The following is a 25,586-nucleotide window of genomic DNA, read 5'->3' as shown; positions in this document are numbered from 1 at the left end:
TCATCATCACGACCGCCACCACCCACCTTCGAGCCCGGAGACCCACCAATGCATGACGACACCTCGCTCACCGTCGGCCGCGTCAAGCGCGTGCTCGAGGAGCGCATCCGCCCGGCGATCCACTCGGCCTCCGTGCCGCTGGACGTCGAGATCCACGAGCTGCCCGGCGAGCCGATCGCTCCTGCGGAAGGGCTCGCCCTCGACTACGAACCCGGGACCGTCGGCGCCCCCTGGGGTCCGGCGTGGGGCACCACCTGGTTCAAGCTCACCGGACGCGTGCCGGCAGAGTGGGCGGGGCGCCGGGTCGAGGCCCTCATCGACCTCGGCTTCGACGTGAACATGACGGGCTTCCAGTGCGAGGCCCTGGCCTATCGCAAGGGTGGTGCGCAGGCCGACCCGATCCCGGTGAAGAGCATCAACCCGCGCAACCAGTGGGTGCCCATCACCGAAACCGCCGCGGGTGACGAACCCGTCGAGCTGTACCTCGAGGCGGCGTCCAACCCGGTGCTGCTCGACTACCACCCCTTCCTGCCGACGCAGGAGGGCGACATCCTCACCTCCTCGAAGGAGCGCCTCTACCGTGCGCGCCGGATGGACCTGGCCGTGTTCGAGCAGGAGGTCTTCGACCTGTCCCTCGACCTCGAGGTGCTGTTCGAGCTGCAGGCCGAGCTGCCGGCGACGTCGCCGCGCCGCATGCGCATCCTGCAGGCGATGGACGACGCCCTCGACGTGCTCGATCTGCAGCACATCGTGGCGACGGCTCCCGACGCCCGTACTCGCCTCGCAGACGTGCTGGCCGCTCCCGCCGAGGCCAGCGCGCACCGCATCTCGGCCGTCGGCCACGCGCACATCGACTCGGCGTGGCTGTGGCCCGTGCGCGAGACGATCCGCAAGGTCGCGCGCACCACCTCGTCGATGACGACGCTCATCGACGAGCAGCCCGAGTTCCAGTACGGCATGTCCAGCGCGCAGCAGTACGCCTGGATCAAGGAGCACCGCCCCGAGGTGTGGGAGCGGGTCAAGGCCGCGGTCGCCGCCGGGCGCTTCCTGCCGCTGGGTGGCATGTGGGTCGAGTCCGACACCGTGATGCCGACGGGAGAGTCGCTCGTGCGGCAGTTCTCGCACGGGCAGCGGTTCTTCGAGCGCGAGTTCGGCATCCGCTCGAAGGGCGTGTGGCTGCCGGACAGCTTCGGGTACTCGCCGGCCCTGCCGCAGCTGATGCGCCGCGCCGGGTTCGAGTGGTTCTTCACGCAGAAGATCTCCTGGAACCAGCAGAACGTCTTCCCGCACCACTCCTTCCTCTGGGAGGGCATCGACGGCTCGCAGGTGTTCACGCACTTCCCGTCGATGGACACCTACAACTCGCAGCTGAGCGGCATGGAGGTCGCGAAGGCCTCTCGCCAGTTCAAGGAGAACCGGCTCAGCTCGCGGTCGATCGCTCCGGTCGGCTGGGGCGACGGCGGTGGCGGCACGACCCGTGAGATGACGGGCAAGGCCGAGCGCCTGCGTGACCTCGAGGGCAGCGCGCAGGTCGTGTGGGAGCATCCCGACGTCTTCTTCGACGCCGCCAAGGCCGAGCTGCCGCACCCGGCGGTCTGGGTCGGCGAGCTGTACCTCGAGCTGCACCGCGGAACGCTCACCAGCCAGCACGCCACCAAGGCGCTGCACCGCTGGGCCGAGCACGCACTGATCGAGGCCGAGCTGTGGGCCGCCACCGATGCCGTGCGCACCGGTGCCGCGTACCCGCAGGCCGAGTTCGACAGGCTCTGGCAGGCCGTGCTGCTGCACGAGTTCCACGACATCCTGCCGGGCACCTCGATCGCCTGGGTGCACCGCGAGGCTGTCTCCTTGCTGACCGATGTGCTGTCGGACGCGGAGGACATCTCGGTGGCCGCCCGTCGCTCGCTGGCCGGAGAAGGCGACCGCGAGCTGCGGTTCGAGCCGACCTCGGTCGGTCGCGTCGGGAAGGGCGGTCGTGCCCTCGGAGCGGCGTTCGTCCCCGAGTCCACCGCCGCTGCGGTCTCGCTCACGGAGGAGGCCGGCGGCTGGCGCCTGGAGAACGAGCTCGTCTCGGTGCTGGTCTCCGCCGAGGGCCTGATCGTCTCGGCCGTCGACAAGGCCACCGGGCGCGAGGCTGTGGCTGCGGGCAAGGCCGCGAACCTGTTCCAGCTGCACCAGGACTTCCCGAACATGTGGGATGCGTGGGACATCGATCGGTACTACCGCAACAGCGTCGAGGACCTCACCGCGGTCTCATCCATCGAGGCGTCCCTGGTCGGCGGTGTCGCGAAGATCGCGGTCGTGCGTCCGTTCTCGGAGTCGACCATCTCGCAGACGATCGTCCTCGCACCGGATTCCCGGACCGTGCTGCTGCGCAACGAGGTCGACTGGCACGAGACCGAGAAGCTGCTCAAGCTCGCCTTCCCGCTCGACATCCAGGCCGCGCACACCGACGCCGAGACGCAGTTCGGCTACCAGTCGCGGGTGACGCACACGAACACCAGCTGGGAGGCGGCGAAGTTCGAGACCTCGATGCACCGCTTCGTGCTGGTGCGCGAGCAGGACTTCGGCGTCGCTCTCGTGAACGACTCGATCTACGGTTACGACACGTCGCGCGAGGTGTCGGACGACGCGGTCGCGACTACCGTGCGGCTCTCGCTGCTGCGGGCGCCGCGGTTCCCCGACCCGGACACCGATCACGGCCACCACGAGATCGAGGTCGGCTTCGTGATCGGCGCGGACGCCGCGATCGCCACGGCCGAGGGCATCCGGATCAACACGCTTCCGACCGTCGTGCACGGTGGGCGCGAGGTCGAACCGCTGGTGTCGGTGCAGGGCGAGGGCATCGTGGTGTCGGCGGTCAAGCTCGCCGACGACGGCTCCGGCGACGTGATCGTGCGCGTGTACGAGGCGCTCGGGCGACGTGCGGTCGGTGAGCTGTCGGTCGGCTTCGAGCACCGCGAGGTGCGCGAGGTGAGTCTGATCGAAGACGACATCGACGAGGCGCGGACCGGCGGTGTGCTTGAGCTGCGGCCGTTCGAGGTGCGCACGCTCCGCATCGTGCGCTGAGTCGGGCTGCTTCTTCGCCCTCGCGTGCCTGGCGGTGCGCGGGGGCGAAGCTCTTCTCAGAGCGACGCGCGGAACAGCTCGTAATCGGCCAGTGACACCGCGGCATAGGCGCGCGCCCATTCGAGCAGCGCCGGTCCGAGCACACGTCCGCTGCCGATGTAGCCCGCGACCTCGGTGGCCGTCAGCGACTGGCTGTGGGCGCGGGCGATGGTCGCGGCGCACGCCTGGCCATAGGTGATGAACGGCCCGTCTTCGAGGTCCTCGACGTCGATGCTGCCCTTCATGTCGTGGAACTGCCGCACGTAGAAGTCGGCGTTCGCGTTGCGCATATGTCCGAGGAACGGGTCGGAGAGCGCCTGCAGGATGCGCTGCATCGCGACGACGCGAGCCCCCTCGCCCGACGAGCCGATGGCCTCCTGCAGCGCGGGCGGCTGGACGATGCGCCCGTACTCGACGAGGACGCTCTGCGACGCCTGCTTCGGCTGCATCAGGACCGTGCTGCCCTCGCCGTCCTGGAAGAGCACCAGGTAGCAGCGCGTGCCGACGCTGCCGACGCCGACCACGCGGCGCGCGACGTCGCTCACGGTGAAGTGGTCGAACAGCAGGGCGACGTCGGGGCTCGTGGTGCGGCGATACTGCGTCAGCAGATCCTGCACGAAATCGAGAAGGGCGGGGCCGACCGGCGTGGTGGTCGGCTCGTCGTGCAGGAAACGGCGCCGGCCGTCGGCATCCTCCACAGTGAGTCGACGCACCGCGCGTTCGCCCGTCCGTCGCTCTGCCTGCTTCACCGCGCCGCGGATCGCCTTCTGCGACGCCTTGTCGAGCATGGACCGCGCTGATGCGACGTCGAAGTGCGTGAAGTAGCGGGCGGTGGGGCTCGACTCCGTGGCGCGGGCGATACCTCGGGCGTATCCGGCGACGGCGGCCAGGACCGCAGCATCGATGACCTCGTCGGAGCGGCCGCTCGCCTGGCCACCGACGACGATGCTCGCCACGAGCCGCTTCAGATCCCACTCCCACGGCGCCCAGGCGGCCTCGTCGAAGTCGTTGAGGTCGAACATCAGTCGTCGTTCGGCCGAGGCGTAGAACCCGAAGTTCGACACGTGGGCGTCGCCGCAGGAGGCGACGAAGATGCCACTGTGCGGAGCATCGGCGAGGTCGGCGGCCATCAGCGCCGCTGTTCCTCGGTAGAACGCGAAGGGGCTCGTCGACATGCGCTCAGCCCGAAGCGGAAGCAGCTCGGGGATGCGGGAGCTGTTCTGCGTGGCGAGGATGCCGAGGGGGTCGCGCTCGCCGCTCGCGAGGTCGGCGAGGGCGCGTCGAGGTGCGTGCTTGCGGGCCTCCTCGCCGCGGTCGAGGAGTTCGCGATGTGACGGCGGGCGCGTCCAAGCGGGCAGCATCTGGCCATTGTGGCAGGACGACAGCGGGTGGACGATGGCGGGATGGTGAGCATCGATGACGTGCGTGTGATCGCCCTCGCCTTCCCCGGCGCGGTGGAGGCGGTCAGCGGCCACACCGGGGCGGCGGCCTGGCGGCTGAAGAGCGGTCAGTTCGCGTGGCTCCGGGGCCCGAGCGCGACGGACCTGCGCCAGCTCGCCGAGCTCGGACGGGCGTGGCCGGATGGTGCCGTGCTCGCGGTGCGCGTCGCCGACCTCGGCGAGAAGGAGGCGCTGCTGGCGGCCGAGCCCGAGGCGCTGTTCACGATCCCGCACTTCGACGGTTACCCGGGGTTGCTGGTGCGTCTGGATGTCGTCGATCGCGAGCGACTCGTCGAGATCATCACGGATGCCTGGCTGGTGCGGGCGCCTGCCAGGGTGGCGAAGCAGTGGCTGGGGGAGCGCGGGCTGGAGTGAGATGCACTACAACAGGAACATGACCTCAGACGTGACAGGCATCGGCGGCCTCTTCTTCCGCAGCAGAGATCCGGAGGCGAGGGCCACCTGGTACCAGGAGCATCTGGGGATCAGCGCCGGCCACACCGGTATCTGGCAGCAGGACGCGGGGATGACCGTCTTCGCCCCGTTCCCTGTCGACAGCGACTACTTCGCCGCCGACCAGCAGTTCATGCTCAATCTGCGCGTGACCGACATCGAGCAACTCGCCGCGCGGCTGGAATCCGAGGGCATCCCGGTGGAGCGCCGCGACGAGTGGAACACCGACGAATACGGAACGTTCGCCCGTATCCACGACCCGGAAGGACTCGCGATCGAGCTGTGGCAGCCGCCGGCAGACCCCGCGGGACCAGTAGCGTCCTGACCCGGTAGCGGGAGAGGGCGATCAGGCCGGATCGAGCCGCAGCACGTCGGGGGCTTCCCCGCCGGTGAGGTCGTCGGCGATGCGGAGACTGCGTGCCAGGTCGTCGAGAGCGCCGACCAGCGTGCCGAACCGCTCCTTGTCGCTGCACACGGCGGTCAGGGTCACCAGATGCGTGCCGGTGTCCCAGGTGTACGTCGCGAACGGCGGCGACGCCGGAGACGGCGGCATCGGCACCAGCAGCTTCTCGCCCACGCCGAGGCGGGTGGGGAATGACTCGGTGTCGTCGTAGTCCATCGGCATCGAGGCCCGCGCGATGCGCACGTCCGGTGTCAAGACCTGCGCGGTCGCCATCGCCACGACCAAATCCGGCTCGGCCTTCCAGGTCCACACCAGCACGCGACCGTCCGCCCGTTTCATCAGCATCGGCGCCGCCTGGCTCATCGCCCACGCGCCGAACTTCGACCCCGGCCGCTCTGTCGCGCCCACCGCTGCGTTCACCTGGCCCAGCAGCATCCGGATGGCCACCTTGCGATGCCGGCGGCCCTTCCACCCGAGCGAGTCCGTCACGGGAATCCACAGCTGGGGATCGGCGTCGGCAGTCAGTCGCATGGCTCCACGGTAACGGCTGCGCCTGAGCGATGCCCGGTACGCCTCGGCCGTGTGATCAGGGCCCTCCGGTAGAGTGGCCAGCGCCCGACCAGGGCTCTCCTTGGCCGCCACATCGTAAGGCAGCATGTCTGTGACCTCCTCCGACGATCCGATCGATCCGTCGAGCGGCCCCGCCGCCGAATCCGCCCCTCGCCCGTTGAAGATCGTGATCGGCTGCGACACGTTCGCCCCCGACATCAACGGCGCCGCCCGTTTCGCCGAGCGCCTCGCCGCAGGCCTCGTGCAGCGCGGGCACGAGGTGCACGTCGTCGCACCCAACCAGGCCTACCGTCGCGCTCAGCCGCACACCGAGGTCATCGAGGGCGAGCCGATGACGCTGCACCGCCTGCCGTCGGTGCGTTGGCCCCCGCATGACTGGCTGCGATTCATCTGGCCGTGGCGTTCGAAGCCCTATGCCCGCAAGGTCATCGACCAGGTGCAGCCGGATGTCGTGCACATCCAGTCCCACATCCTGATCGGCCGCGGGCTGGCGCGGATCGCCCACGAACGCGGCATCCCGGTCATCGCGACCAATCACGTCATGGCCGAGAACATCCTCGACCACACCACCATGCCGAAGTTCATCGACGATCTCATCCTGAAGTTCGCGTGGGCCGATGCCAAGAAGACTTTCGACCTGACGCGCGCGATCACCACGCCGACCCGTCGGGCGGCCGACTTCCTCGAGAAGACCGTCGAGGTGAAGGGGGTCATCCCCGTCAGCTGCGGCATCGATCGCACGCAGTACGCCCCCGTGATCGCCCCGCGCGAGAAGAATCGCATCATCTTCGTCGGCCGACTCACCGCCGAGAAGCAGGTCGAGGTCATCCTCAAGGCGATGACGAAGCTCGATCCTGCGCTGGAGACCACGTTCGACATCGTCGGCGGTGGCGACCAGCGCAAGCAGCTCGAGAACCTCACGGTGCAGCTCGGGCTCGCCGATCGGGTCACATTCCACGGTCGCACGAGCGACGAGGAGCTGCGCGCCCTGCTGTCGCGCGCGAGCCTGTTCGTGATCGCCTCGATCGCAGAGCTGCAGTCCATCGCGACCATGGAGGCGATGGCCTCGGCCCTGCCGATCGTCGCCGCTGATGCCGTCGCCCTCCCGCACCTCGTGCACGACGGTGAGAACGGCTACCTGTTCGAGCCGGGCAACGTCGACGAGCTCGCTGCGCGCCTGACCGATGTGCTCACCGCGGAACCTGCGGAGTACGAGCGGATGCAGCAGGCCTCGCTCGACGGTGTCGCGATCCACGACATCAACCGCACCCTCGACACCTTCGAGGCGCTGTACCGCGACGAGCAGCTGCCCGAGTAGCGAGCAGCCGGACATGCACATCGTCTTCTTCGGCGATCAGCACCTCGACTCCCTCGGGGGAGCGCAGGTGTCGATGCGGCTCCAGCGGGAGTTCCTCGAACGCGCAGGGCACACGGTGACGGTCGTCGCCCCGAAGATGCACGGGTCGCGCGACTCGTCCGGCATTCACGGTGGGGCGTACATCGACCTTCCATCGATGCCGATCACCGTCGACCGCGAGTACTCGATGAGCTGGCCCGGCCGCGCGAGTGACCGCTTCCTCGACAAGGCCATGACCCGTCGCCCGCCCGCCGACCTGGTTCATGTGCAGGCCGACTTCTGGGGTGCCTTCATCGGGCACCGCTACGCCGAGCGCCACGGCATCCCGGTCGTGCACACGATGCACAACCGCGTCGACGTCGGAATCGCCGCCGTGACACCACTGCATCGGCCAGTGCTCGCGGCGCTGAACACCTGGCGGGGCATCGCGATGCGCGGTGTAGCCACGAGCGGCGGTGAAGACACGAGTGGTGCGGGCCCGGTGCGGGGCAGCGACGGTTGGGCATTCCTACGTGGCCTCGCCGCCGGAGCATCTGCCGTCACGGCTCCCTCGACCCATTTCGCCCGGCGCCTCGAGCAGCACGAGGTGTTCGCACACGTCGACGTCATCTGGAACGGGATCGACGACGACCTGCGAGAGCAGACACTCGCAGCGCGGCCGATGCAGCGCGAGCCCGGGCGCCCGCGCTTCGTCTGGCTCGGGCGGATGAGTCCCGAGAAGCGGCTGCTGCCCTTCCTCGAGGCGTTCATCGCTTCGGGGGTCGACGCCGAGTTGGAGATCATCGGCGGTGGCGCACAGCGTTCGGCCGCCGAGAAGATCGTCCGCGGGCATGACGGTGTGCGTTTCGCCGGGCGCCTGACCTACCCGCAGACACTGGCCCGGATCGCCGCGGCCGATGCGCTCGTGCAGACGTCGATCGGGTTCGAGACGCAGGGGATGACTCCGTTCGAGGCGGCCACCCTCGGGACGCCGTCTGTGATCTGCGACCCCGACATCGCGACAGAGCTCGGTGGGGGACTCTGGGCCGTACCGGAGGCGGATTCTCCGGAGGCCGGTGCTGTGGCATCCGGCCGTGAGCTCGAAGCGCGACGCACCGCCGCGCTTGCCGAGACGCTGCGGCAGGCCGCATCCGACATCGCAGGAGGCACGGCCCCGACCCCGCTTCCGGAGGTCGCCGAGGCGTTCCGGCAATCGTCGCGCACGGCGGCGATGGTCGAGGTCTACGAGCGGGTGTTGGCCGAACGCTGACGCTCTCGTCTTCAGAGGTGCTGGTTCTTCAGAGGTATTGGTTCTTCAGAGGTACTGGTACAGGCCGATCGTGAGGGCGGTGGACACGAGTCCGATGATGCCGGTTCCGGCGACTCCGATGGCGATTCCGGTGAGCAGCCGCGAGGCCGAACGGCGCACCGCGATCAGCGCCAGCACCATCGCCACGACGTAGGTGAAGAAGCTGAGGATGCCGATCCCGTTGTCGACGGCGAGCATGAAATTGAACCCTCCATCGCCGCCGTACACGAACGGCCGAGCGACGGAGCTGAGCAGGTTGACCGCGAGAGTGGCCGCCGCGATCACGAACGCCGCGACCCCGAGCGGATTGCCGGTGCGGGTCGGATCCTGCGGTGCGGGCTGGTACTGCTGGGTGGCCGAGTACTGCGGTGCGGGCTGGTGCTGCGGTGCGGGCTGGTACTGCGGGGTGGCAGGGTGCTGCGGTGCGGCAAGATACTGCGGGGTGGCAGGGTATTGAGGGGCGGCCGGGTACTGCGGGACTGCGGGCAGATGCACCGCGGGGGGAGCGGGCGGCGATGCAGGGGGCTGCTGCGCGGATGGCGGGTGGGGAGGCTGCTGAGGCTCGCTCATGACGACGAGCGTAGCCCCGGCCGCTGTGTCGCGGGGATCAGTGGTAGATGTGCCCGGACTCGGCCTGCCGGCCGATGTCGCGACCGGCGACGCGGTTCCAGTCGGTCGGGGTGCGGCGGTAGCCGTCGCGGCGCAGTTCGATGACGGTGGCGACCATCGCCCACGCGGCCAGGAGGGTGAGTGCGATGAGGAGTATCATGGCAGAAACGCTACGTTCGATGTCGAACCGCCACGAGTGGCAGAATAGACTATGAACGTATGAAAACTGCCAATCGGGAGCGTGTATGAAGACGGTCGCCTGTGTCATCCAGGACGGGTTCGCACCCTTCGAGTTCGGCGTCGCCTGCGAGGCCTTCGGTCTCGACCGGTCGGACGACGGTGTGCCGAACTTCGACTTCCGCATCGTGGCACCCCGTGCGGGGGTCGTGATGTCGAAGATGGGCTTCTCCGTCAACGTCGAGAACGACCTGGCCTTCGCGTATGAAGCCGACCTGGTGGTGTTCTGCCCCCTTCCTCGAGAGAGCTGGGGCGACATCGATCCGCTCCTGCTCGACCTCGCACGGCAAGCGGTCGCCCGCAACGCCTGGGTCATGAGCGTCTGCAGCGGATCGTTCATCCTTGCCGCCGCAGGCGTCCTCGACGGCCGTCGAGCGACCACGCATTGGATGTACTCGCACGTCATGGCCTCGATGTACCCGCAGATCGACATCGACCCCGACGTGCTGTTCGTGCAGGACGGCAAGATCATCACGAGCGCGGGCACGGCCGCCGGGATCGACGCGTGCCTGCACCTGCTCCGGCAGGAGGTCGGCGCCGAGCTCACCAACCGCATCGCCCGCCGGATGGTCGTTCCTCCGCAGCGCGACGGTGGCCAGGCGCAGTTCATCGACCGCCCGATCCCCGTGGTGCCCACCGACTCGCTCGCCGCGGTCGCCGACTGGGCGGTCGAGCATCTGCGCGACGATCTCGGTGTCGATCAGCTCGCAGCCAGGGCGCTGATGTCGCCGCGCACCTTCGCCCGCCGCTTCAAGGCCGAATACGGCGCGACGCCTGCATCCTGGCTCGCGCGTCAGCGCATCATCCACGCGCAGCGCATGCTCGAGCGCACTGACCTGCCGCTCGAGCACATCGCCGATGAGTGCGGTTTCGGTTCGGCGGCCGTGCTCCGGCAGAACTTCGCCAGAGTGCTCGGCATCACGCCGACGGCCTACCGCGCGCGGTTCTCCTGCGCGGAGGAGTCGGCGGTGCCGGCGGCCTGAGCGGGTCGACCCCGACTGCTCGGTCCAGCGGGCCGGGGCGGGCAGCGCGACATCGCGCACATCGATACCTTCAGCAGTCACCGAGGCGATGCAGTAGAGCAGCGACTGCGTGGGGTAGCCGTGGGTGCGGTTGTCGCGGATGATGGCCCGGTCATCCTCCGGCGGGAGCTCTGCCGACGACGCGAGCAGCGCGGTCCACTCGGTCGTCCAGTCCGCGCTGTCCGCTGTCGGGCCCAGGGCGCGGAACTCCGGCAGCCACGCCATGATCCGCGGTGTCGTCTCGTCGTCGAGGTCGTCGTGGGCGATCATGTGCGTGCCGGGGACGATGGGTGTCTCGCGCAGTTCGGCGCCGTCCCAGGACAGTACCCGCGCACCATCGGGGCCGACCTCGAGCAGATTGAACCCGTGCATCGGCAGTGGGGCCACGGGTGAGCGACCCTGGACCGACTCGAGTGCGAGGGAGCCGCGGGAGACGGCGTGCGCATCCGGGAGGTCGGCCACGTCGGCGCGGTTCAGCAGCACGGCGAGCCGACGTTCGGCGGGGTTCGCGGCGAGCCAGGCGCCGCCGGCACGGCGATCGCGGATCCCGACCACGCCGGGGTGATCCTCCGGCCACCAGGGGCCGAGGGAGTCCCAGGCCCGCAAGGGATCCTCATCTCGGACCGCCAGAAGTCGTGCGGAACCGGCATTCTCGACATCGATCACGACCGTGCACACGGTGCCAAGTCTAGATCGCAGACTGCGCGCCGGCCCATGCCGCGGAGCAGTGGGGCAGAATCGAGACGTGAACATCGTCGTCGGAGTCACAGGCGGCATCGCCGCGTACAAAACGGTGCACCTCGTGCGCCTGCTCACGAAGGGCGGGCACGATGTGACCGTGGTGCCCACCGAAGACGCGTTGCGCTTCGTCGGGCTGCCGACCTGGGAGGCGATCAGCCGGCACCCGGTCACCACGAGCGTGCACGACGACGTGGCGAAGGTGCGCCACGTCGCCCTCGGCCAGGCCGCGGAGCTCGTGATCGTGGCGCCGGCGACGGCCAACTCGATCGCGAAGATCACCGCTGGCCTCGCCGACGACCTGCTGGGTACGACTCTGCTCGCCACCGAGGCCCCGGTGCTGATCGCGCCGGCGATGCACGCGGAGATGTGGCGGAACAAGGCGACGCAGGCGAACATCGCGACGCTGCGGGAGCGCGGCGTGCACCTCGTGGGTCCTGCCGATGGCGAACTCGCCGGTGGCGACAGCGGACCGGGGCGGATGTCGGAGCCCGAGGAGATCTTCGCCGCGGCTCAAGCGCTGCTGTCTCCCGGCGACCTGGCCGGTGTGCGCATCGTGGTCTCGGCCGGCGGTACGCGCGAGCCGATCGATCCGGTGCGGTTCCTCGGCAACCGGTCCAGTGGCAGGCAGGGGACGGCGCTCGCCGCTGAGGCCGCCGCGCGCGGTGCGGAGGTGACCCTGGTGTCGGCGAACATCTCGGCCGACGTGCTCGCCGAGGTGCGGCATCCATCGATCCGCGTCGTGCGCGTGGGCGCTGCTGCCGAGCTCGCGGAGGCGATGAAGCGGGAGGCGACCGATGCCGATGTGGTCGTGATGGCGGCGGCGGTCGCTGACTACCGACCTGCGGTGGTGTCGGAGCGCAAGCTCACCAAGGAGGGCGGTGGAGTGCCGGCCATCGAGCTGGTCGAGAACGAGGACATCGTCGCCGCTCTGGCTTCGTCGCGGAAGCCGGGGCAACTCGTGATCGCCTTCGCCGCGGAGACCCCGGAAGACGAGGCCGAACTGCTCGCCCGCGCTCGCCGCAAGCAGCAGCGCAAGGGTGTCGACCTGTTGATCGTGAATGAGGTCGGCTGGGAGCGCGGATTCGAGAGCGCCGAGAACGCCGTGCACATCCTGGGGCCGAAGGGTGAGGAGGCCGGTGCGGCATCCGGCTCCAAGCGCGCTGTCGCGGCCGCGATCTGGGATGCCATCGTGCGCGAGCGCTGATCGCGCGGACTGGAGGATAAGGCGGTCGAGTGCTAAACTTGAGTCAATACCACTCAACTTTGATCCCGCCTCCTGAACAGGCAGCGGGAGACGACCAGAAGGAGCATCTCCAAGGAGGAGCGCATGACCAACCCGCAGACCGGTTCCCAGAATCAAGACCAGCAGTCCGCCCTCGAGCAGTTCGGCATCAACCTCACCGACCGTGCACGCCAGGGCAAGCTCGACCCCGTGATCGGACGCGACAGCGAGATCCGACGCGTCAGCCAGGTGCTCACCCGTCGCACGAAGAACAACCCCGTGCTGATCGGTGAGCCCGGTGTCGGCAAGACCGCGGTCGTCGAAGGCCTCGCCCAGCGCATCGTCGCCGGGGACGTTGCGGAATCCCTCAAGGGCAAGGAGCTGGTCACGCTCGACATCTCCGCCCTCGTGGCCGGCGCCATGTACCGCGGGCAGTTCGAAGAGCGGCTGAAGCAGGTGCTCAAGGAGATCACCGAGTCCGACGGGCAGGTCATCACCTTCATCGACGAGCTGCATGTGCTGATGGGCGCGGGTGGCGGCGAAGGTTCGGTCGCGGCCTCCAACATGCTCAAGCCCATGCTGGCCCGCGGCGAACTGCGGCTGATCGGTGCGACCACCCTCAACGAGTACCGCGAGTTCATCGAGAAGGATGCTGCTCTCGAGCGCCGCTTCCAGCAGGTCTACGTCGGCGAGCCCACGGTCGAGGACACGATCGCGATCCTCCGCGGACTCAAGGGGCGCTACGAGGCCCACCACGGTGTCACGATCTCGGACAGCGCCCTCGTCGCAGCTGCCGCGCTGTCGGATCGGTATCTGCCTTCGCGGCAGCTGCCGGACAAGGCCATCGACCTGGTCGACGAGTCGATGTCCCGGCTCAAGATGGAGATCGATTCCTCGCCGGTGGAGATCGACCAGCTCAAGCGCCAGGTCGACCGGATGAAGCTCGAAGAGCTCGCGCTCAAGCGCGAGAAGGATGCTGCGTCGAAGGAGCGCCTCGGCGCACTGCGTGAGCAGCTCGTCGGCATGGAGCGCCAGCTCGCCGAGCTCGAGGCCCGCTGGGCGCGTGAGCGCCAGGGGCTGAACCGGGTCGGCGACCTGAAGAAGCAGCTCGACGACGCCATCACTCAGCGAGACCTCGCCATGCGCAACGCCGACTACACGAAGGCCTCGAAGCTGGAGTACGAGACCATCAAGCGCCTGGAGCGCGACATCGCCGAGGCTGAGGAGGCCGAGGCTGCGACGCGCGACGAACCCCGCATGGTCAACGAGCAGGTCACCGACGAAGACATCGCCGCCGTGATCGCCGCGTGGACCGGCATCCCCGTCGGGCGGCTGCTGCAGGGCGAGAGCGAGAAGCTCCTGCACCTGGAGAACGAGCTCGGCAAGCGCCTGATCGGACAGAAGGATGCCGTGAAGGCCGTGTCGGATGCCGTCCGACGCTCGCGGGCCGGCATCAGCGACCCCGGTCGTCCGACCGGTTCGTTCCTGTTCCTCGGGCCGACCGGTGTCGGCAAGACCGAGCTCGCCAAGGCGCTCGCGGAGTTCCTGTTCGACGATGAGCACGCCATGGTGCGCATCGACATGTCGGAGTACGGCGAGAAGCACTCGGTGTCCCGACTCGTCGGGGCCCCTCCCGGGTACGTCGGCTACGAGCAGGGCGGTCAGCTGACCGAGGCCGTGCGACGCCGCCCGTACAGTGTCATCCTGCTCGACGAGGTCGAGAAGGCGCACCCCGAGGTGTTCGACGTGCTGCTGCAGGTGCTCGACGACGGTCGTCTGACCGACGGACAGGGGCGCACGGTCGACTTCACGAACGTGATCCTCATCCTCACGTCGAACCTGGGCTCGCCGATCCTCATCGACCCGCTGCTCGCACCCGATGAGAAGCGCGACCAGGTCATGGCTCTCGTGCGCCAGGCGTTCCGCCCGGAGTTCCTGAACCGACTCGATGACATCGTGATGTTCTCGGCCCTGAGCGAAGACGACCTCGCGCAGATCGTCGAGCTCTCGATCGACCAGCTTCACAAGCGTCTGAAGGATCGCCGGCTCACGCTCGCGGTCACCCCCGACGCCCGGTCGTGGCTGGCCGAACGTGGGTACGACCCGATGTTCGGTGCGCGTCCGCTCCGCCGCCTCATCCAGAGCGAGGTGCAGAACAAGCTGGCCACCGCGCTGCTCTCGGGTGGCGTGCACGACGGGGACTCCGTCCGCGTCGACATGGCCGCCGACGGCACGGGCCTCGTCCTCACCTCGGCGACGCCGGAACCCGAGGTCGACGATGACGACGTGATCGAAGCCGAGCTTCTCGACTGAGTTCGCTCGACGGCTGAGTTTGTTCGATAGCTGAGTTGAGTCGAACAGCGAAGAGGGACCCGCGGATGATCTGCGGGTCCCTCTGTCGTCTCGTCTCGTCTCGTCGTCTCGACTCGGGGCTTCCTGTCGTCGCGCTTCGGGCTTCCGCTCTTCAGCGGTGCAGGTGAGAAGCTGCGGCGAGTGCCTTCCCGGTGAGTGATCGCTCGTCGTGCACGATCTCCGCCGGCGTGCCGGTGAAGATGAGGCGGCCTCCCTCCGACCCGGCACCGGGGCCGATGTCGACGATGTGATCGGCGCGGGCGACCACCCGCAGGTTGTGCTCGACGACGACCAGGGTCGCGCCCTCGTCGAGCAGATCGTCGAAGAGACGGTTGATGGTGTCGACATCGTCGGGGTGCAGGCCTGAGGTCGGCTCGTCGAGGACGATGAGGTCCGCCCGGTCGCGCTGCGGGTCGCTGAGGTGTCGGGCCAGGAGCAGCCGCTGCTTCTCGCCGCCGGAGAGGGTGTCGAGCGAGCGCCCGACCGGGATGTAGCTCAAGCCGGTGCGCTGCACCCAATCGAGGGCCGCGACCACGTCGGCATGTGTGGAGAAGAGCGCGCTGACCTCGGCGGGAGTGGAGGCCAGCACATCGGCGATCGATGCGCCGTCGACCTGCACCCCGAGCGCGGTCGGGTTGAAGCGCAGTCCGCCACAGGCATCGCACGGGAGGGAGACGTCGTCGAGGAACGCGAGCTCGGTCGTGATGTGGCCCCGTCCGCGGCAGGTGGGGCAGGCCCCCCGGGAGTTGAAGCTGAACCACGATGCGTCGAGGCCCGATGCTGCGGCGAACACCTCGCGCACGGTATCGGCGATGCGCAGGATGCTCAGCGTCGTCGACCGGGCTCCGCCCCGCAACGGATCCTGCCCGACGACGGTGAACTCCGGGTGCTGGCGCGGCAGCTCAGCGGTCGCGAAGGAGCTCTTGCCCGAACCGGCGACCCCCGTGACGGCGGTGAGCACACCGAACGGGATGTCGACGTCGAACCCGCAGAGGTTGTGCGATCGCGCATCCTTCACCGTGACGCTCCCGCGTGCTTGACGTGTCGACCTGGCGAGCCGCAGCGGCGCGGCGAGCAGTCGTCCGGTGAGGGTGTCGCTGCCGCGCAGTGCTGCAGGCGCTCCTTCGAACTGCACGATCCCGCCGGCGGAACCCGCCCCGGGCCCGAGGTCGACGACGTGGTCTGCGACGGCGATCACCTGCGGGTGGTGCTCGACGACGAGGATCGTGTTGCCCGCGTCGCGCAGGCGCTGCAGCAGGGCCACGGGCCGCTGGATGTCGGCAGGGTGCAATCCGGTGCTGGGTTCGTCGAACACATAGGTGACGTCGGTGAGGGCGCTCCCGAGGTGGCGCACGATCTTGACGCGCTGGGCCTCGCCGCCGGACAGACTGGCCGACTCGCGGTCGAGCGTGAGATAGCCGAGGCCGACCGAGAGCAGAGCATCGAGCACGTGGCGGATGCCCCCGACCGCCGGCGCCACTCGAGGGTCGTCGAACTCGTCGAGCAGCGCGTGCAGCTCGGCCACCGGCATGTGCATCCAGTCCACGATCGAGTGTCCGTCGATGAGGCTCGCCCGTGCGGCCTCGTTCACCCGCGCGCCGTGGCAGTCCGGGCACGTGTGGTGGGTCACGAGCCGATCGAGCTCTTCGCGCACCGAGGCCGACATCTTCACCGGGCGCTGCTTGAGGAAGACGTCGCGCATCCGCGTGATCACCCCGTCGAACCGGGCGCTCTGCGGAAACCGCGGATCGGGGTCGTCGAGCTTGAGTTTGTCGGCGTAGAGGAACTGGTCCATCTCCTCGGCCGTGTATTCCTTGAGGGGCTTCTCGCGGTCGAACAGCCCGCAGTACGCGAAGCGCTTCCACCGGTACACGCCCGGACGGAACAGGCTGAACCGCACCGGCCCCTCGTCGATGTTCTTCTCGGGATCGATCAGCGCGTCGATGTCGATGTCGTACACCGTGCCGAGCCCCTCGCAGGTCGGGCACATGCCGGATGGATCGTTGAACGAGTAGGCGGGGGAGTAACCGGCCGAGGGTTCGCCGACGCGCGAGAACACGAGGCGCACGAGGGAGGCCAGGTCGGTCGCGGTCGCCACGGTCGAGCGCGCGTTGCCCGTGAACCGGCGCTGGTCGATGAGCACCGTGAAGGTCAGGCCGTCCATCGCCTGCACGTCGGGCGCCGGCATCTGCGGCAGTCGCGCGCGGATGAAGGTCGAGTAGGAGTCGTTGACGAGCCGCTGTGCCTCGGCGGCGATCGTGTCGAGCACGAGGGAGGATTTGCCGGAGCCGGAGACGCCGGTGAAGACGGTCAGCAGCTTCTTGGGAACGTCGACGGAGACGTCGCGGAGGTTGTTCGTCCGCGCACCCGTGATGCGGAGAAGGTCCATCCGCACACGCTAACGGGGCCCCCGGACAATCCGGAGGCCCCGTTCGGAGAGAGCGTGGGTCAGGCGCTGAGGATGACCGTCTCGGTGATCGGACGACGCACGCGCGGGGCGACCTCGCGCTCCTGCAGCACCTCGGGCAGGGCCTCGATGTCGCCGAACTCGCCGACGGCGAAGACCGTGAAGGGCACGAAGCGCGGCTCGAGGTCGGCGAACTCGCGGACCACTTCGGGGTCGAAGCCGCTCATCTGGTGCACGAGCAGGCCGTCGTGGTGGGCCTGGACGGAGAAGTGCGCGACGGCCTGACCGAGGTCGTAGAGCGCGTGCGTGATCGGGGTGCCCGAGGCGTCGGTGGTCTCGGCGACCGCGACGACGAGTACGGCGGCATTGCCGGCCCACGCCTGGTTGAAGCCCATCAGCGCGTCGACGACCTGCGCGTGCAGCGCGGTGCCGCGACGAGCGACGATGAAGCGCCAGGGCTGCGAGTTGCTGGCGGAGGGGCTCCACCGCGCGGCCTCGAGGGCGGTGGCGAGCTTGGCCTCGTCGATCGAGTTCTGCGCGTCGAAGGCGCGGGGGCTCCAGCGGCCGGCGAGGACGTCGAGGACGGGGTGCTCGGTCGGTGCGGTGCGGTCGATCACGGGAGTGCTCACAGAAGTGCCTTTCGGAAGGAGTGGATCGGACTCCTTCGTCCGGGTACACGGGAACAAACAGATGCATGTGCATGCATATTCCCGGATGGCCGGATGTCTCGCCAGCGAGCGGATTCCGATCGCCCCCACGAACAGCGTCACGCCGATGCCGAGGATGATCGCGAGCACCCCGGCCGACGGCGTGTGCGCGACGTCGAGCCAGACGATGGCGTAGGTCGCGACCGCCGCGACCGGGAATGTGAAGGACCAGAATCCCAGGGTGAAGGGGAGGCGGCGGTAACGGGGGAGGGCGGCGAGCTGCGCGATGACGAGGATCGCCGCGACGCCAGCGAAGGCGAACGATGACGGCGAGGCGACCTGATCGGTCAGGGCGAAAAGTGCGAGGCCTCCGACCGCAGGCGGGGCCATGAGCACGGCGAGGGTCGGGACGAGCGCGTCCGGCAGTGGTGGGCGGCTGACCATGCGCACGATCAGCAGGGTGGTCATGATCACCCAGAACAAGCATCCGACGCCGAAGGCCGCCCAGCCGAGCCCGTGCAGGCCGAGCGCGTCAGCGGTACTCGCGGTGATGAATCCGCCGGCGACCGTCGGCAGGGTGTAGCCGCCGTGGAGGGCGCCGAGCTCGATCCGCCCGGTCATCCAGGTGCTCACGAGCCAGCCGGAGTACCCGGCCGTGACGATCATCGACGCGATCGCGATGGTCGCCCCGACGGCGGGGAGCCAGGATGCGGCATCGGCGCCGATGAGCATCCCGACCAGTGGCACGATGACGGCGAGCGGCCCTTGGGCGGGATCGCGCAGCTGACCCCGCAGCGGCTTCCCGCTCCGGTGTCCTCTGACCGCGTGAGCGGCGAGCAGCCAGACCGTCGCCACGGCCGAGAGGGCCCAGAAGATCTGGGCGAGCTGGGGCGGGATGGCGGCGACGGCGGTCACCGCAGACCAGGTCGAGGCGACTCCGGTGATGCCCAGAGCGATCGCGAAGGTGTTCAGGGGGACCCGGTCGATGCTGCCGGGGCGGTTCTGCATGGCATCGCTCCTCGTGGTAACACTTCACATGTTACGGCAGGGGAGTGCGGCCGGGCTCAGACCGGGAGGTTGTGCGATGCGGCGTCGGCGAGTGCGCTGCGCACCGCGCGGATCGACGGGGCGTCGGCCGACACCCGCCGTGCGGAGGAGAAGATCTCGCGCCGCGGCTCATGGGGGAGCGGCGCCAGATCGACGGTCGGGGTGTCGCCCGCCCACACGAGCTCCGGCAGCAGCCCGACGGCGAGCCCGGCGTGGATCAGTCGCACGTGGGCGGTGAGGTCGGCGATCTCGAAGCGCACGTCGGGTTCGAACCCTGCGGTGCGGCAGAGCTGCTCGGCCCAGGCGCGAGACGCGGTGCCGGCGGGTTCGAGCACCCAGGGCTCCTCGCGGGTCGACCACAGCTCCGCGAGGGCATCCGCGTGCCTGGCGGCTCCGGGGCGTCGGGCGAGGGCGATCGCGTCGTGTGCGAGCACCACCCGGTCGAGGTCGGCGTGGATCGGGCGCGTGCGGCCGGGGTACTGCTCGGCGAGGATCAGGTCGAAGTCGCGGCTGGACACCCCGACCAGTCCGGTCTCCGGGTCGCACTCGGTGACCTCGACCCGCAGGGCGGGATGCCGGTCTTTGAGGGCTTCGAGCCCGCGGGGGAGGAGCGAGTGCGCCGTCGACTGGAACACCGCGATGCGCACCGTTCCCGTCACCTCGGTGAGCGATTCGGCGACCGCGACCTCGGCGTGCTCGAGCTGATCGAGGATGCCGATGGCCTCGGCGACGAGCACGTTTCCCTGCGGTGTGAACTGCACCCCGCGCCCCACGCGACGCAGCAGCGGCACGCCCACGTCGCGCTCCAGAGCGCTCAGCTGCTGTGACACGGAGGCCTTGCTGTAGGACAGGGCATCGGCCACGGCCGACAGCGTTCCACGGCGCGAGAGCTCCACGAGCATCCGCAGTCGGTTCACGTCCAGCACGGCGGCATCCTTCGTTCAGCTTGAGTGAACAGAATCCACGCAAATCGGTTGATAGACGGAGCCTACCGAGCGGCAGGACAATGAACCAGCCCGCACACGAAACCCCGGTGTGCGCTCTCTTGGAAGGTCCCACCGATGCCTGTCGCCGCCGACACCACCACCCCCCGCACCGAAGACGTCGCCGCCCTGGTGCAGCGCTGGCTCGTCGAGAGCGAGACGCACCCCGTCGAGCCTGCCGCCCAGCGCCTGTCCGAGGTGCTCAAGGACCCGAACGGACTCGCGTTCACGGTCGGCTTCGTCGACGGCGTGATGCGTCCGGAAGACCTGCGCGTCGCCGGCCGCAAGCTCGCCGAGCTGAGCGACATCACCCCGGCGCTGCTGCCCGGCTACCTGCGCGCCGCGATCAAGACGGGCGGCTTCTGGGCGCCGAAGCTCCCCGGTGTCGTCGTGCCGATCTCGCGCCGCGTGCTGCGCGCGATGGTCGGACACCTCGTGCTGGACGCCACGCCCTCCAAGCTCGGCCCCGCGATCGCGAAGCTGCGCAAGAGTGGCAACCGCCTGAACCTCAACCTTCTCGGCGAGGCCGTGCTCGGCGAGCGCGAGGCCGGGCACCGCCTGCAGGGCACCCGAGACTTCCTCGCCCGCGACGACGTCGACTACGTGTCGATCAAGGTCTCCAGCGTCGTGAGCCAGCTGTCGATGTGGTCGTTCGATGAGGCCGTGGCCGATGTCGTCGAGAAGCTCACCCCGCTGTACGAGCTCGCTGCCAAGGCGGAGGCCAAGGGCAAGGCCAAGTTCATCAACCTCGACATGGAGGAGTACCGCGATCTCGACCTGACGATCGCGGCGTTCACGAGCATCCTCGACCAGCCGGGGCTGGAGAACCTCGAAGCCGGCATCGTGCTGCAGGCCTACCTGCCCGATGCTCTCGGCGCCATGCAGCATCTGCAGGAGTGGGCCACCGCCCGCCGCGCCAAGGGCGGAGCGCCGATCAAGGTGCGCGTCGTCAAGGGCGCGAACCTGGCGATGGAAGAGGTCGACGCCGCGATCCACGGCTGGCCGCTCGCCACCTACGGCACCAAGCAGGACTCCGACACCAACTACAAGCGGGTGCTCGACTGGGCGATGACGCCGGAGCGACTGGATGCCGTGCGCATCGGCGTCGCGGGCCACAACCTGTTCGACATCGCCTACACCTGGTTGCTCGCCGAGGCGCGCGGGGTGGCCGACCCCACGGGTGCAGACCCCCTCGTCGAGTACGAGATGCTGCTGGGCATGGCGACCGGCCAGGCCGAGGCCGTCCGCAAGGACGTCGGCCGTCTGCTGCTCTACACCCCGGTCGTGAACCCGGCCGAGTTCGACGTGGCGATCGCGTACCTCGTGCGCCGCCTCGAAGAGAACGCCAGCCCGGAGAACTTCATGTCGGCGGTGTTCGAGCTCGCCTCGAACCCGACGCTCCTCACCCGGGAGCGCGAGCGGTTCGAGCGCTCGCTGGCCGCGCTCGCGACCGATGAGCCGCAGTACGTCCCGGCGGCCCACCGCGTGCAGGACCGTACCGCTGCAGTGCCGGCCGGCACGACGACCGGTTTCGAGAACCAGGCCGACACCGATCCGGCCATCGCCGCGAACCGCGCGTGGGGTCGCGAGATCCTCGGCCGCTCGGTGGGATCGACGCTGGGCCTGGACAGCATCGCGCTGGCCAAGGTCGAGACGGATGCCGAGCTCGACGGCATCTTCACCGCAGCGACCGCCGCGGCCGAGAAATGGGCGGCGCTGCCGGCCGCCGACCGCGCCGCCGTGCTGCACCGTGCCGGAGACGAGCTCGCCGCACGCCGCGGTCAGCTCATCGAGATCATGGCTCACGAGGCGGGCAAGACCATCGCCGAGGCCGACCCCGAGATCAGCGAGGCCATCGACTTCGCGCACTACTACGCCGAGCGCGCGAAAGACCTCGAGACCGTCTCGGGTGCCGAGTTCGTGCCTTCGAAGGTCACCGTGGTCACGCCGCCGTGGAACTTCCCGGTCGCCATCCCCGCCGGCGGTGTGCTCGCGGGTCTGGCGTCGGGCTCCGCCGTGATCATCAAGCCGGCCAAGCTCACGCAGCGCTGCGGCGCCGTGATGGTCGAGGCGCTGTGGGCCGCCGGTGTGCCGCGCGACCTGCTCGCGCTCGTCGACCTGGCGTCGCGCGACCTCGGCACGCGTCTGGTCGCCGGTCCCGCGGTGGACCGCGTGATCCTCACTGGTGCGTACGAGACAGCGCAGCTGTTCCGCTCGTTCCGCTCCGACCTGCCGCTGCTCGCCGAGACCAGCGGCAAGAACGCGATCATCGTGACCCCCTCCGCCGACCTCGATCTCGCCGCCGCCGATGTGGCCCGCAGCGCGTTCGGGCACGCGGGGCAGAAGTGCTCCGCGGCGTCGCTCGCGATCCTCGTCGGGTCGGTCGCCGACTCGAAGCGGTTCGAGCGTCAGCTGGTGGATGCCGTGACCTCGATGCGTGTCGGTCTGCCCGACGACCCGGCCACCCAGATGGGTCCGATCATCGAGCCCGCGAACGGCAAGCTGCTCACCGCGCTCACGAAGCTGGAGAAGGGCGAGCGCTGGCTGGTGAAGCCGCGCAAGCTCGACGACGATGGCAAGCAGTGGACGCCGGGCGTGAAGACCGGTGTGCGCGAGGGCTCGTACTTCCACCTGACCGAGTTCTTCGGCCCGGTGCTCGGCATCATGCACGCCAAGGACCTCGATGAGGCCCTGCGCCTGCAGAACGCGGTCGACTACGGCCTCACCGCCGGCATCCACTCGCTCGACTCCGACGAGGTCGCCACCTGGCTCGACCGCGTCGAGGCCGGCAACCTGTACGTGAACCGCGGCATCACGGGCGCGATCGTGCAGCGTCAGCCGTTCGGCGGCTGGAAGCGCTCGGCTGTCGGTGCGGGCGCGAAGGCCGGCGGACCGAACTACCTCTTCGGTCTCGGGGAGTGGACGCCGTCGGAGCTTCCGGCGGCCGCGCCAGGAGCTGCCGTCGTTCCCGTCGTCGATGCGCTGCTGGCTGCTGCCGGGCATGAGATCGACGCGGTCGAGGCCGAATGGCTGCACCGCGCAGCGGCATCCGACGAGCGCGCCTGGGTCGACGAGTTCGGCGCGGTGAGCGACAAGTCCGGACTCGGGGTCGAGCGCAACCTCTTCCGCTACCGCCCGGTCGCGGTCGACGTGCGCATCGCAGACGAAGCCCCGCTGGTGGACGGCATCCGCGTGCTCGCCGCCGCCCTGCGCAGCGGCAGCCCGTTCACGGTGTCGGCTCCGGCCCTGCCCTCGCGCGTCGAGAAGGCGCTGCGGGCGCACGGCGTGACGGTGAAGCACGAGTCGGACGCCGCGTGGACCAAGCGCTACGCCAAGGCCGCGAACTCCTGGCACCGCGTGCGTCTCGTCGGCGGCGACGCCGCGGCTCTGCACGAGGCGCTCGACGGAAGCCCCGATGTCGCGGTCTGGTCGCACGCCGTGACCGGTGCCGGCCGGGTCGAGATGCTGCCGTTCCTGCACGAGCAGGCCGTGTCGATCACGAACCACCGCTTCGGCAACCCGACCACCCTCGCCGACGGCGTGATCTGACCCGAGGTTCTCCACCGAGACGGTTCGCTGACAAGAGAGAAGCCCCCTGCCCCGCGCGATGCGGAGCAGGGGGCTTTCTCGGTGCGCGGTGTCAGCCGCGCAGTGCCTCGGAGAGCTTGACCCGCGAGCCCATGCGCAGCAGCGAGTTCTCGTAGATCTTCGCGCCGATGACGATCGCCGCCACACAGCTCAGGAGCAGGATCACGAGGCTGAGCAGCGGCTCCCACCACTGCGCCTCGCCGACGAACAGGCGCATCGGCATGCCGACCGGAGCCGAGAACGGCACGTACGACATGATCGTCAGCACCAGCGGGTTGTCGTTGAAGACGATGACCAGGATGTACGGGGCCATGATCAGCATCGTGATCGGGGTGGTCGTCGAACCGATGTCCTCCTGACGCGACACCATCGACGCCGCGGCCGCGAACATCGCCGCCAGCAGGATGAACCCGAACAGGAAGAACACCGCGAACCAGATGATCGGTGCCCCGAGCGTCGTGAGCACCTCGCGTTGACCCGTGACGATCAGCCCGATCGTGGCCACCGCAGCCAGGGCGAGGATCTGCCCCATCGCCAGCACCGTGTTGCCGATCACCTTGCCGGCGAGCAGTGTGCGCGCCGGGATCGCCGACAGCAGCACCTCGACCACACGGGTCTGCTTCTCCTCCACGACGCTCTGCGCGATCGTGCCGCCGAACGTCGCCGCGGCCATCATGAAGACCAGCCCGAACGCGATCGCGATGAAGTACCGCAGCGCCGGGTTCGTGGTCACCGGTTCCAGGATGACAACTTCGGGCGACACCGAGAGCGCAGCGGTGAGCGAGCTCGGAGCATCCTGCAGCGCGATGATCGTGTAGCCCGACGGCCCGTCGCCCTCCAGTACCGCGGCGTCGACCTTGTCGTCGCGCACGAGCTTCTCGGCGGCGGCCCGGTCGGCCACCTCGGTGACCTCGACGCCGGGGATGGCCGAGACGGCGGCAGCGGTCTGCGCGGTCGCGGCGACCGGCATCGCGTCGGTGTTCTTGCTCGCGAAGCCACCGAAGATGATGCCGGCGAGGGCGAGGACCAGCAGGATGCCGGTGGAGATCAGGAAGGCCTTGCTGCGCAGCTTCGAGCCGATCTCGCGCTCGGCGACGAGCCAGATGCCGTTCGAGCTGCGAACGGGGGCGGGAGTGCTCACTGGATGACCTCCTTGAAGATCTGGGCGAGGGACGGATGCTTGGGGGCGAAGCTGGCGACATCGCCGCGCTGCACGGCCGACTGCAGCACACGCTGCGCGGTCTCGGGGCCGTCCGCATCGAACAGGGCGTAGCCGCCCTCGAAGTCGACGACCGTCACCCCGGGTTCGGTGCGCAGCCACCCGGCGTCTCCGGCCGAGACGAGCTCGTAGCGGTCGCGGGCGTGCTCGGCACGCAGCTTCTCCCGCGAGCCCGAGGCGCGGATCGTGCCGCCGGCGAGGATGACGAGGTCGTCGCACAGGCGCTCGACCACATCGAGCTGGTGGGACGAGAACAGGATGGATGCGCCCTTGGCGGCGCTGGACTGCAGAACGCCGGCGACCACGTCGACCGCGAGCGGGTCGAGGCCGGAGAACGGCTCGTCGAGGATGAGCACCTCGGGGTCGTGCACGAGCGAGGCGGCGATCTGCGCGCGCTGCTGGTTGCCGAGCGAGAGCGACTCGATCGTGTCGTTCAGCCGTTCGCCGAGACCGAGCTCGGTGAGCAGGGAGGTCGCGCGCTCCGTGGCCTCCGGCTTGCCGAAGCCGTGCAGGCGGGCGAGGTAGACGATCTGCTCGAGCACCTTCATCTTCGGGTAGAGGCCGCGCTCCTCGGGCATGTAGCCGAAGCGGCGGCGGTCCTCGGCGGTCAGCGGAGCACCATCGAGGTTCACCTGGCCGCCGTCCGAGGACAGCAGTCCGAGGACGATGCGCATCGTGGTGGTCTTGCCGGCGCCGTTGCCGCCGACGAAGCCCGTGAGCCGCCCTGGGGCGACCGTGAAGGACACATCGTCGAGCACGCGCCGAGAGCCGTAGCTCTTGGTGATGCCGGAGAGTTCGAGCATTCCTGTGGTCATGCCCCTCACGTTACGGAGCGCCGGTACGCCAGGACATCCCCCGCACGGCGGACTCCCCGGGATCCACCCCGCGGCTGAC

At 69.2% G+C, this 25,586-nt stretch carries 18 protein-coding genes and 2 pseudogenes; 9 read left to right on the top strand and 11 right to left on the bottom strand.

Annotation, left to right across the window (positions count from 1 at the left end):
• Positions 1-48 precede the first annotated feature (48 nt).
• The gene (locus tag CQ040_RS19180) at positions 49-3,069 is read left to right on the top strand and encodes a glycoside hydrolase family 38 C-terminal domain-containing protein (protein WP_105528364.1); all 3,021 of its coding nucleotides are present in this window, start codon (positions 49-51) and stop codon (positions 3,067-3,069) included.
• A gap of 56 nt (positions 3,070-3,125) precedes the next feature.
• On the opposite strand, the gene CQ040_RS19175 is transcribed toward CQ040_RS19180, so the two are convergent.
• The gene (locus CQ040_RS19175) at positions 3,126-4,469 is read right to left on the bottom strand and encodes a DUF2252 domain-containing protein (RefSeq protein ID WP_105528363.1); all 1,344 of its coding nucleotides are present in this window, start codon (positions 4,467-4,469) and stop codon (positions 3,126-3,128) included.
• A 42-nt stretch (positions 4,470-4,511) separates the two neighbouring features.
• Between CQ040_RS19175 and CQ040_RS19170 the strand changes: the two genes are divergently transcribed.
• Both CQ040_RS19170 and CQ040_RS19165 read left to right on the top strand, forming a co-directional pair.
• Positions 4,512-4,922 (top strand): MmcQ/YjbR family DNA-binding protein, encoded by a 411-nt coding sequence (locus CQ040_RS19170; protein ID WP_105528362.1) that lies wholly within the window; start codon positions 4,512-4,514, stop codon positions 4,920-4,922.
• Positions 4,923-4,941: 19 nt separating this feature from the next.
• Entirely contained in the window at positions 4,942-5,325 is a 384-nt protein-coding gene (locus tag CQ040_RS19165; protein WP_105528374.1) for a VOC family protein, read from the top strand.
• Between the two features lie 21 nt (positions 5,326-5,346).
• Here the strand turns inward: CQ040_RS19165 and CQ040_RS19160 are convergent, their stop codons facing one another.
• Positions 5,347-5,934, bottom strand: coding sequence for a hypothetical protein (locus CQ040_RS19160; RefSeq protein ID WP_105528361.1), 588 nt, complete (start codon positions 5,932-5,934; stop codon positions 5,347-5,349).
• Positions 5,935-6,058: 124 nt separating this feature from the next.
• Here CQ040_RS19160 and CQ040_RS19155 point away from each other — a divergent pair, with 124 nt between their 5' ends.
• Both CQ040_RS19155 and CQ040_RS19150 read left to right on the top strand, forming a co-directional pair.
• The gene (locus tag CQ040_RS19155) at positions 6,059-7,291 is read left to right on the top strand and encodes a glycosyltransferase (protein WP_105528360.1); all 1,233 of its coding nucleotides are present in this window, start codon (positions 6,059-6,061) and stop codon (positions 7,289-7,291) included.
• A gap of 13 nt (positions 7,292-7,304) precedes the next feature.
• Positions 7,305-8,579, top strand: a complete 1,275-nt coding sequence (locus CQ040_RS19150; protein ID WP_105528359.1) for a glycosyltransferase — start codon at positions 7,305-7,307, stop codon at positions 8,577-8,579.
• Between the two features lie 45 nt (positions 8,580-8,624).
• Here CQ040_RS19150 and CQ040_RS19145 read toward each other — a convergent pair whose 3' ends face one another.
• Together CQ040_RS19145 and CQ040_RS20820 are read right to left on the bottom strand one after the other, a co-directional pair.
• On the bottom strand, positions 8,625-9,188 hold the full coding sequence (locus CQ040_RS19145) for a hypothetical protein (RefSeq protein ID WP_146113961.1): 564 nt from the start codon (positions 9,186-9,188) through the stop codon (positions 8,625-8,627).
• 37 nt (positions 9,189-9,225) lie between these two features.
• A complete protein-coding gene (locus CQ040_RS20820) occupies positions 9,226-9,387 on the bottom strand; it encodes a hypothetical protein (RefSeq protein WP_181157111.1) in 162 nt (53 codons plus the stop codon).
• Between the two features lie 85 nt (positions 9,388-9,472).
• Here CQ040_RS20820 and CQ040_RS19140 point away from each other — a divergent pair, with 85 nt between their 5' ends.
• A complete protein-coding gene (locus CQ040_RS19140) occupies positions 9,473-10,447 on the top strand; it encodes a GlxA family transcriptional regulator (protein WP_105528357.1) in 975 nt (324 codons plus the stop codon).
• Between the two features lie 450 nt (positions 10,448-10,897).
• Here CQ040_RS19140 and CQ040_RS21125 read toward each other — a convergent pair.
• A pseudogene (locus CQ040_RS21125) lies at positions 10,898-11,239 on the bottom strand (NRDE family protein); the annotation flags it as partial.
• On the opposite strand from CQ040_RS21125, the gene coaBC reads away from it, so the two are divergent.
• The gene (coaBC, locus tag CQ040_RS19130; RefSeq protein WP_105528356.1) at positions 11,232-12,431 is read left to right on the top strand and encodes a bifunctional phosphopantothenoylcysteine decarboxylase/phosphopantothenate--cysteine ligase CoaBC; all 1,200 of its coding nucleotides are present in this window, start codon (positions 11,232-11,234) and stop codon (positions 12,429-12,431) included. The pseudogene CQ040_RS21125 and the gene coaBC overlap by 8 nt on opposite strands.
• 123 nt (positions 12,432-12,554) lie before the next feature.
• On the top strand, positions 12,555-14,762 hold the full coding sequence (locus CQ040_RS19125; RefSeq protein WP_105528355.1) for an ATP-dependent Clp protease ATP-binding subunit: 2,208 nt from the start codon (positions 12,555-12,557) through the stop codon (positions 14,760-14,762).
• A 151-nt stretch (positions 14,763-14,913) separates the two neighbouring features.
• Here CQ040_RS19125 and CQ040_RS19120 read toward each other — a convergent pair whose 3' ends face one another.
• From CQ040_RS19120 to CQ040_RS19110, 4 genes and pseudogenes are all read right to left on the bottom strand, one after another.
• The gene (locus tag CQ040_RS19120; protein WP_181157116.1) at positions 14,914-17,190 is read right to left on the bottom strand and encodes an ATP-binding cassette domain-containing protein; all 2,277 of its coding nucleotides are present in this window, start codon (positions 17,188-17,190) and stop codon (positions 14,914-14,916) included.
• 59 nt (positions 17,191-17,249) lie between these two features.
• Positions 17,250-17,837 carry a nitroreductase family protein gene (locus CQ040_RS21120; protein WP_258131720.1) on the bottom strand — a complete coding sequence of 196 codons (588 nt, stop codon included), beginning with the start codon at positions 17,835-17,837 and terminating at the stop codon, positions 17,250-17,252.
• Between the two features lie 120 nt (positions 17,838-17,957).
• Positions 17,958-18,863: pseudogene (locus CQ040_RS21115) on the bottom strand (transporter); the annotation flags it as partial.
• Between the two features lie 56 nt (positions 18,864-18,919).
• Positions 18,920-19,828, bottom strand: coding sequence for a LysR substrate-binding domain-containing protein (locus tag CQ040_RS19110; protein WP_105528353.1), 909 nt, complete (start codon positions 19,826-19,828; stop codon positions 18,920-18,922).
• A 135-nt stretch (positions 19,829-19,963) separates the two neighbouring features.
• On the opposite strand from CQ040_RS19110, the gene CQ040_RS19105 reads away from it, so the two are divergent.
• Positions 19,964-23,434, top strand: a complete 3,471-nt coding sequence (locus tag CQ040_RS19105; RefSeq protein WP_105528352.1) for a bifunctional proline dehydrogenase/L-glutamate gamma-semialdehyde dehydrogenase — start codon at positions 19,964-19,966, stop codon at positions 23,432-23,434.
• Between the two features lie 91 nt (positions 23,435-23,525).
• Here the strand turns inward: CQ040_RS19105 and CQ040_RS19100 are convergent, their stop codons facing one another.
• Entirely contained in the window at positions 23,526-24,614 is a 1,089-nt protein-coding gene (locus CQ040_RS19100; protein ID WP_105528351.1) for an ABC transporter permease, read from the bottom strand.
• Positions 24,611-25,495 (bottom strand): ABC transporter ATP-binding protein, encoded by an 885-nt coding sequence (locus CQ040_RS19095; RefSeq protein WP_028500893.1) that lies wholly within the window; start codon positions 25,493-25,495, stop codon positions 24,611-24,613. Before CQ040_RS19095 ends, CQ040_RS19100 begins: the two co-directional genes overlap by 4 nt.
• Positions 25,496-25,586: the final 91 nt, after the last annotated feature.

Source organism: Microbacterium sp. MYb54, assembly GCF_002979515.1.
Classification (GTDB): Bacteria; Actinomycetota; Actinomycetes; order Actinomycetales; family Microbacteriaceae; genus Microbacterium.
This window is presented reverse-complemented; position numbering and strand designations above follow the sequence as displayed.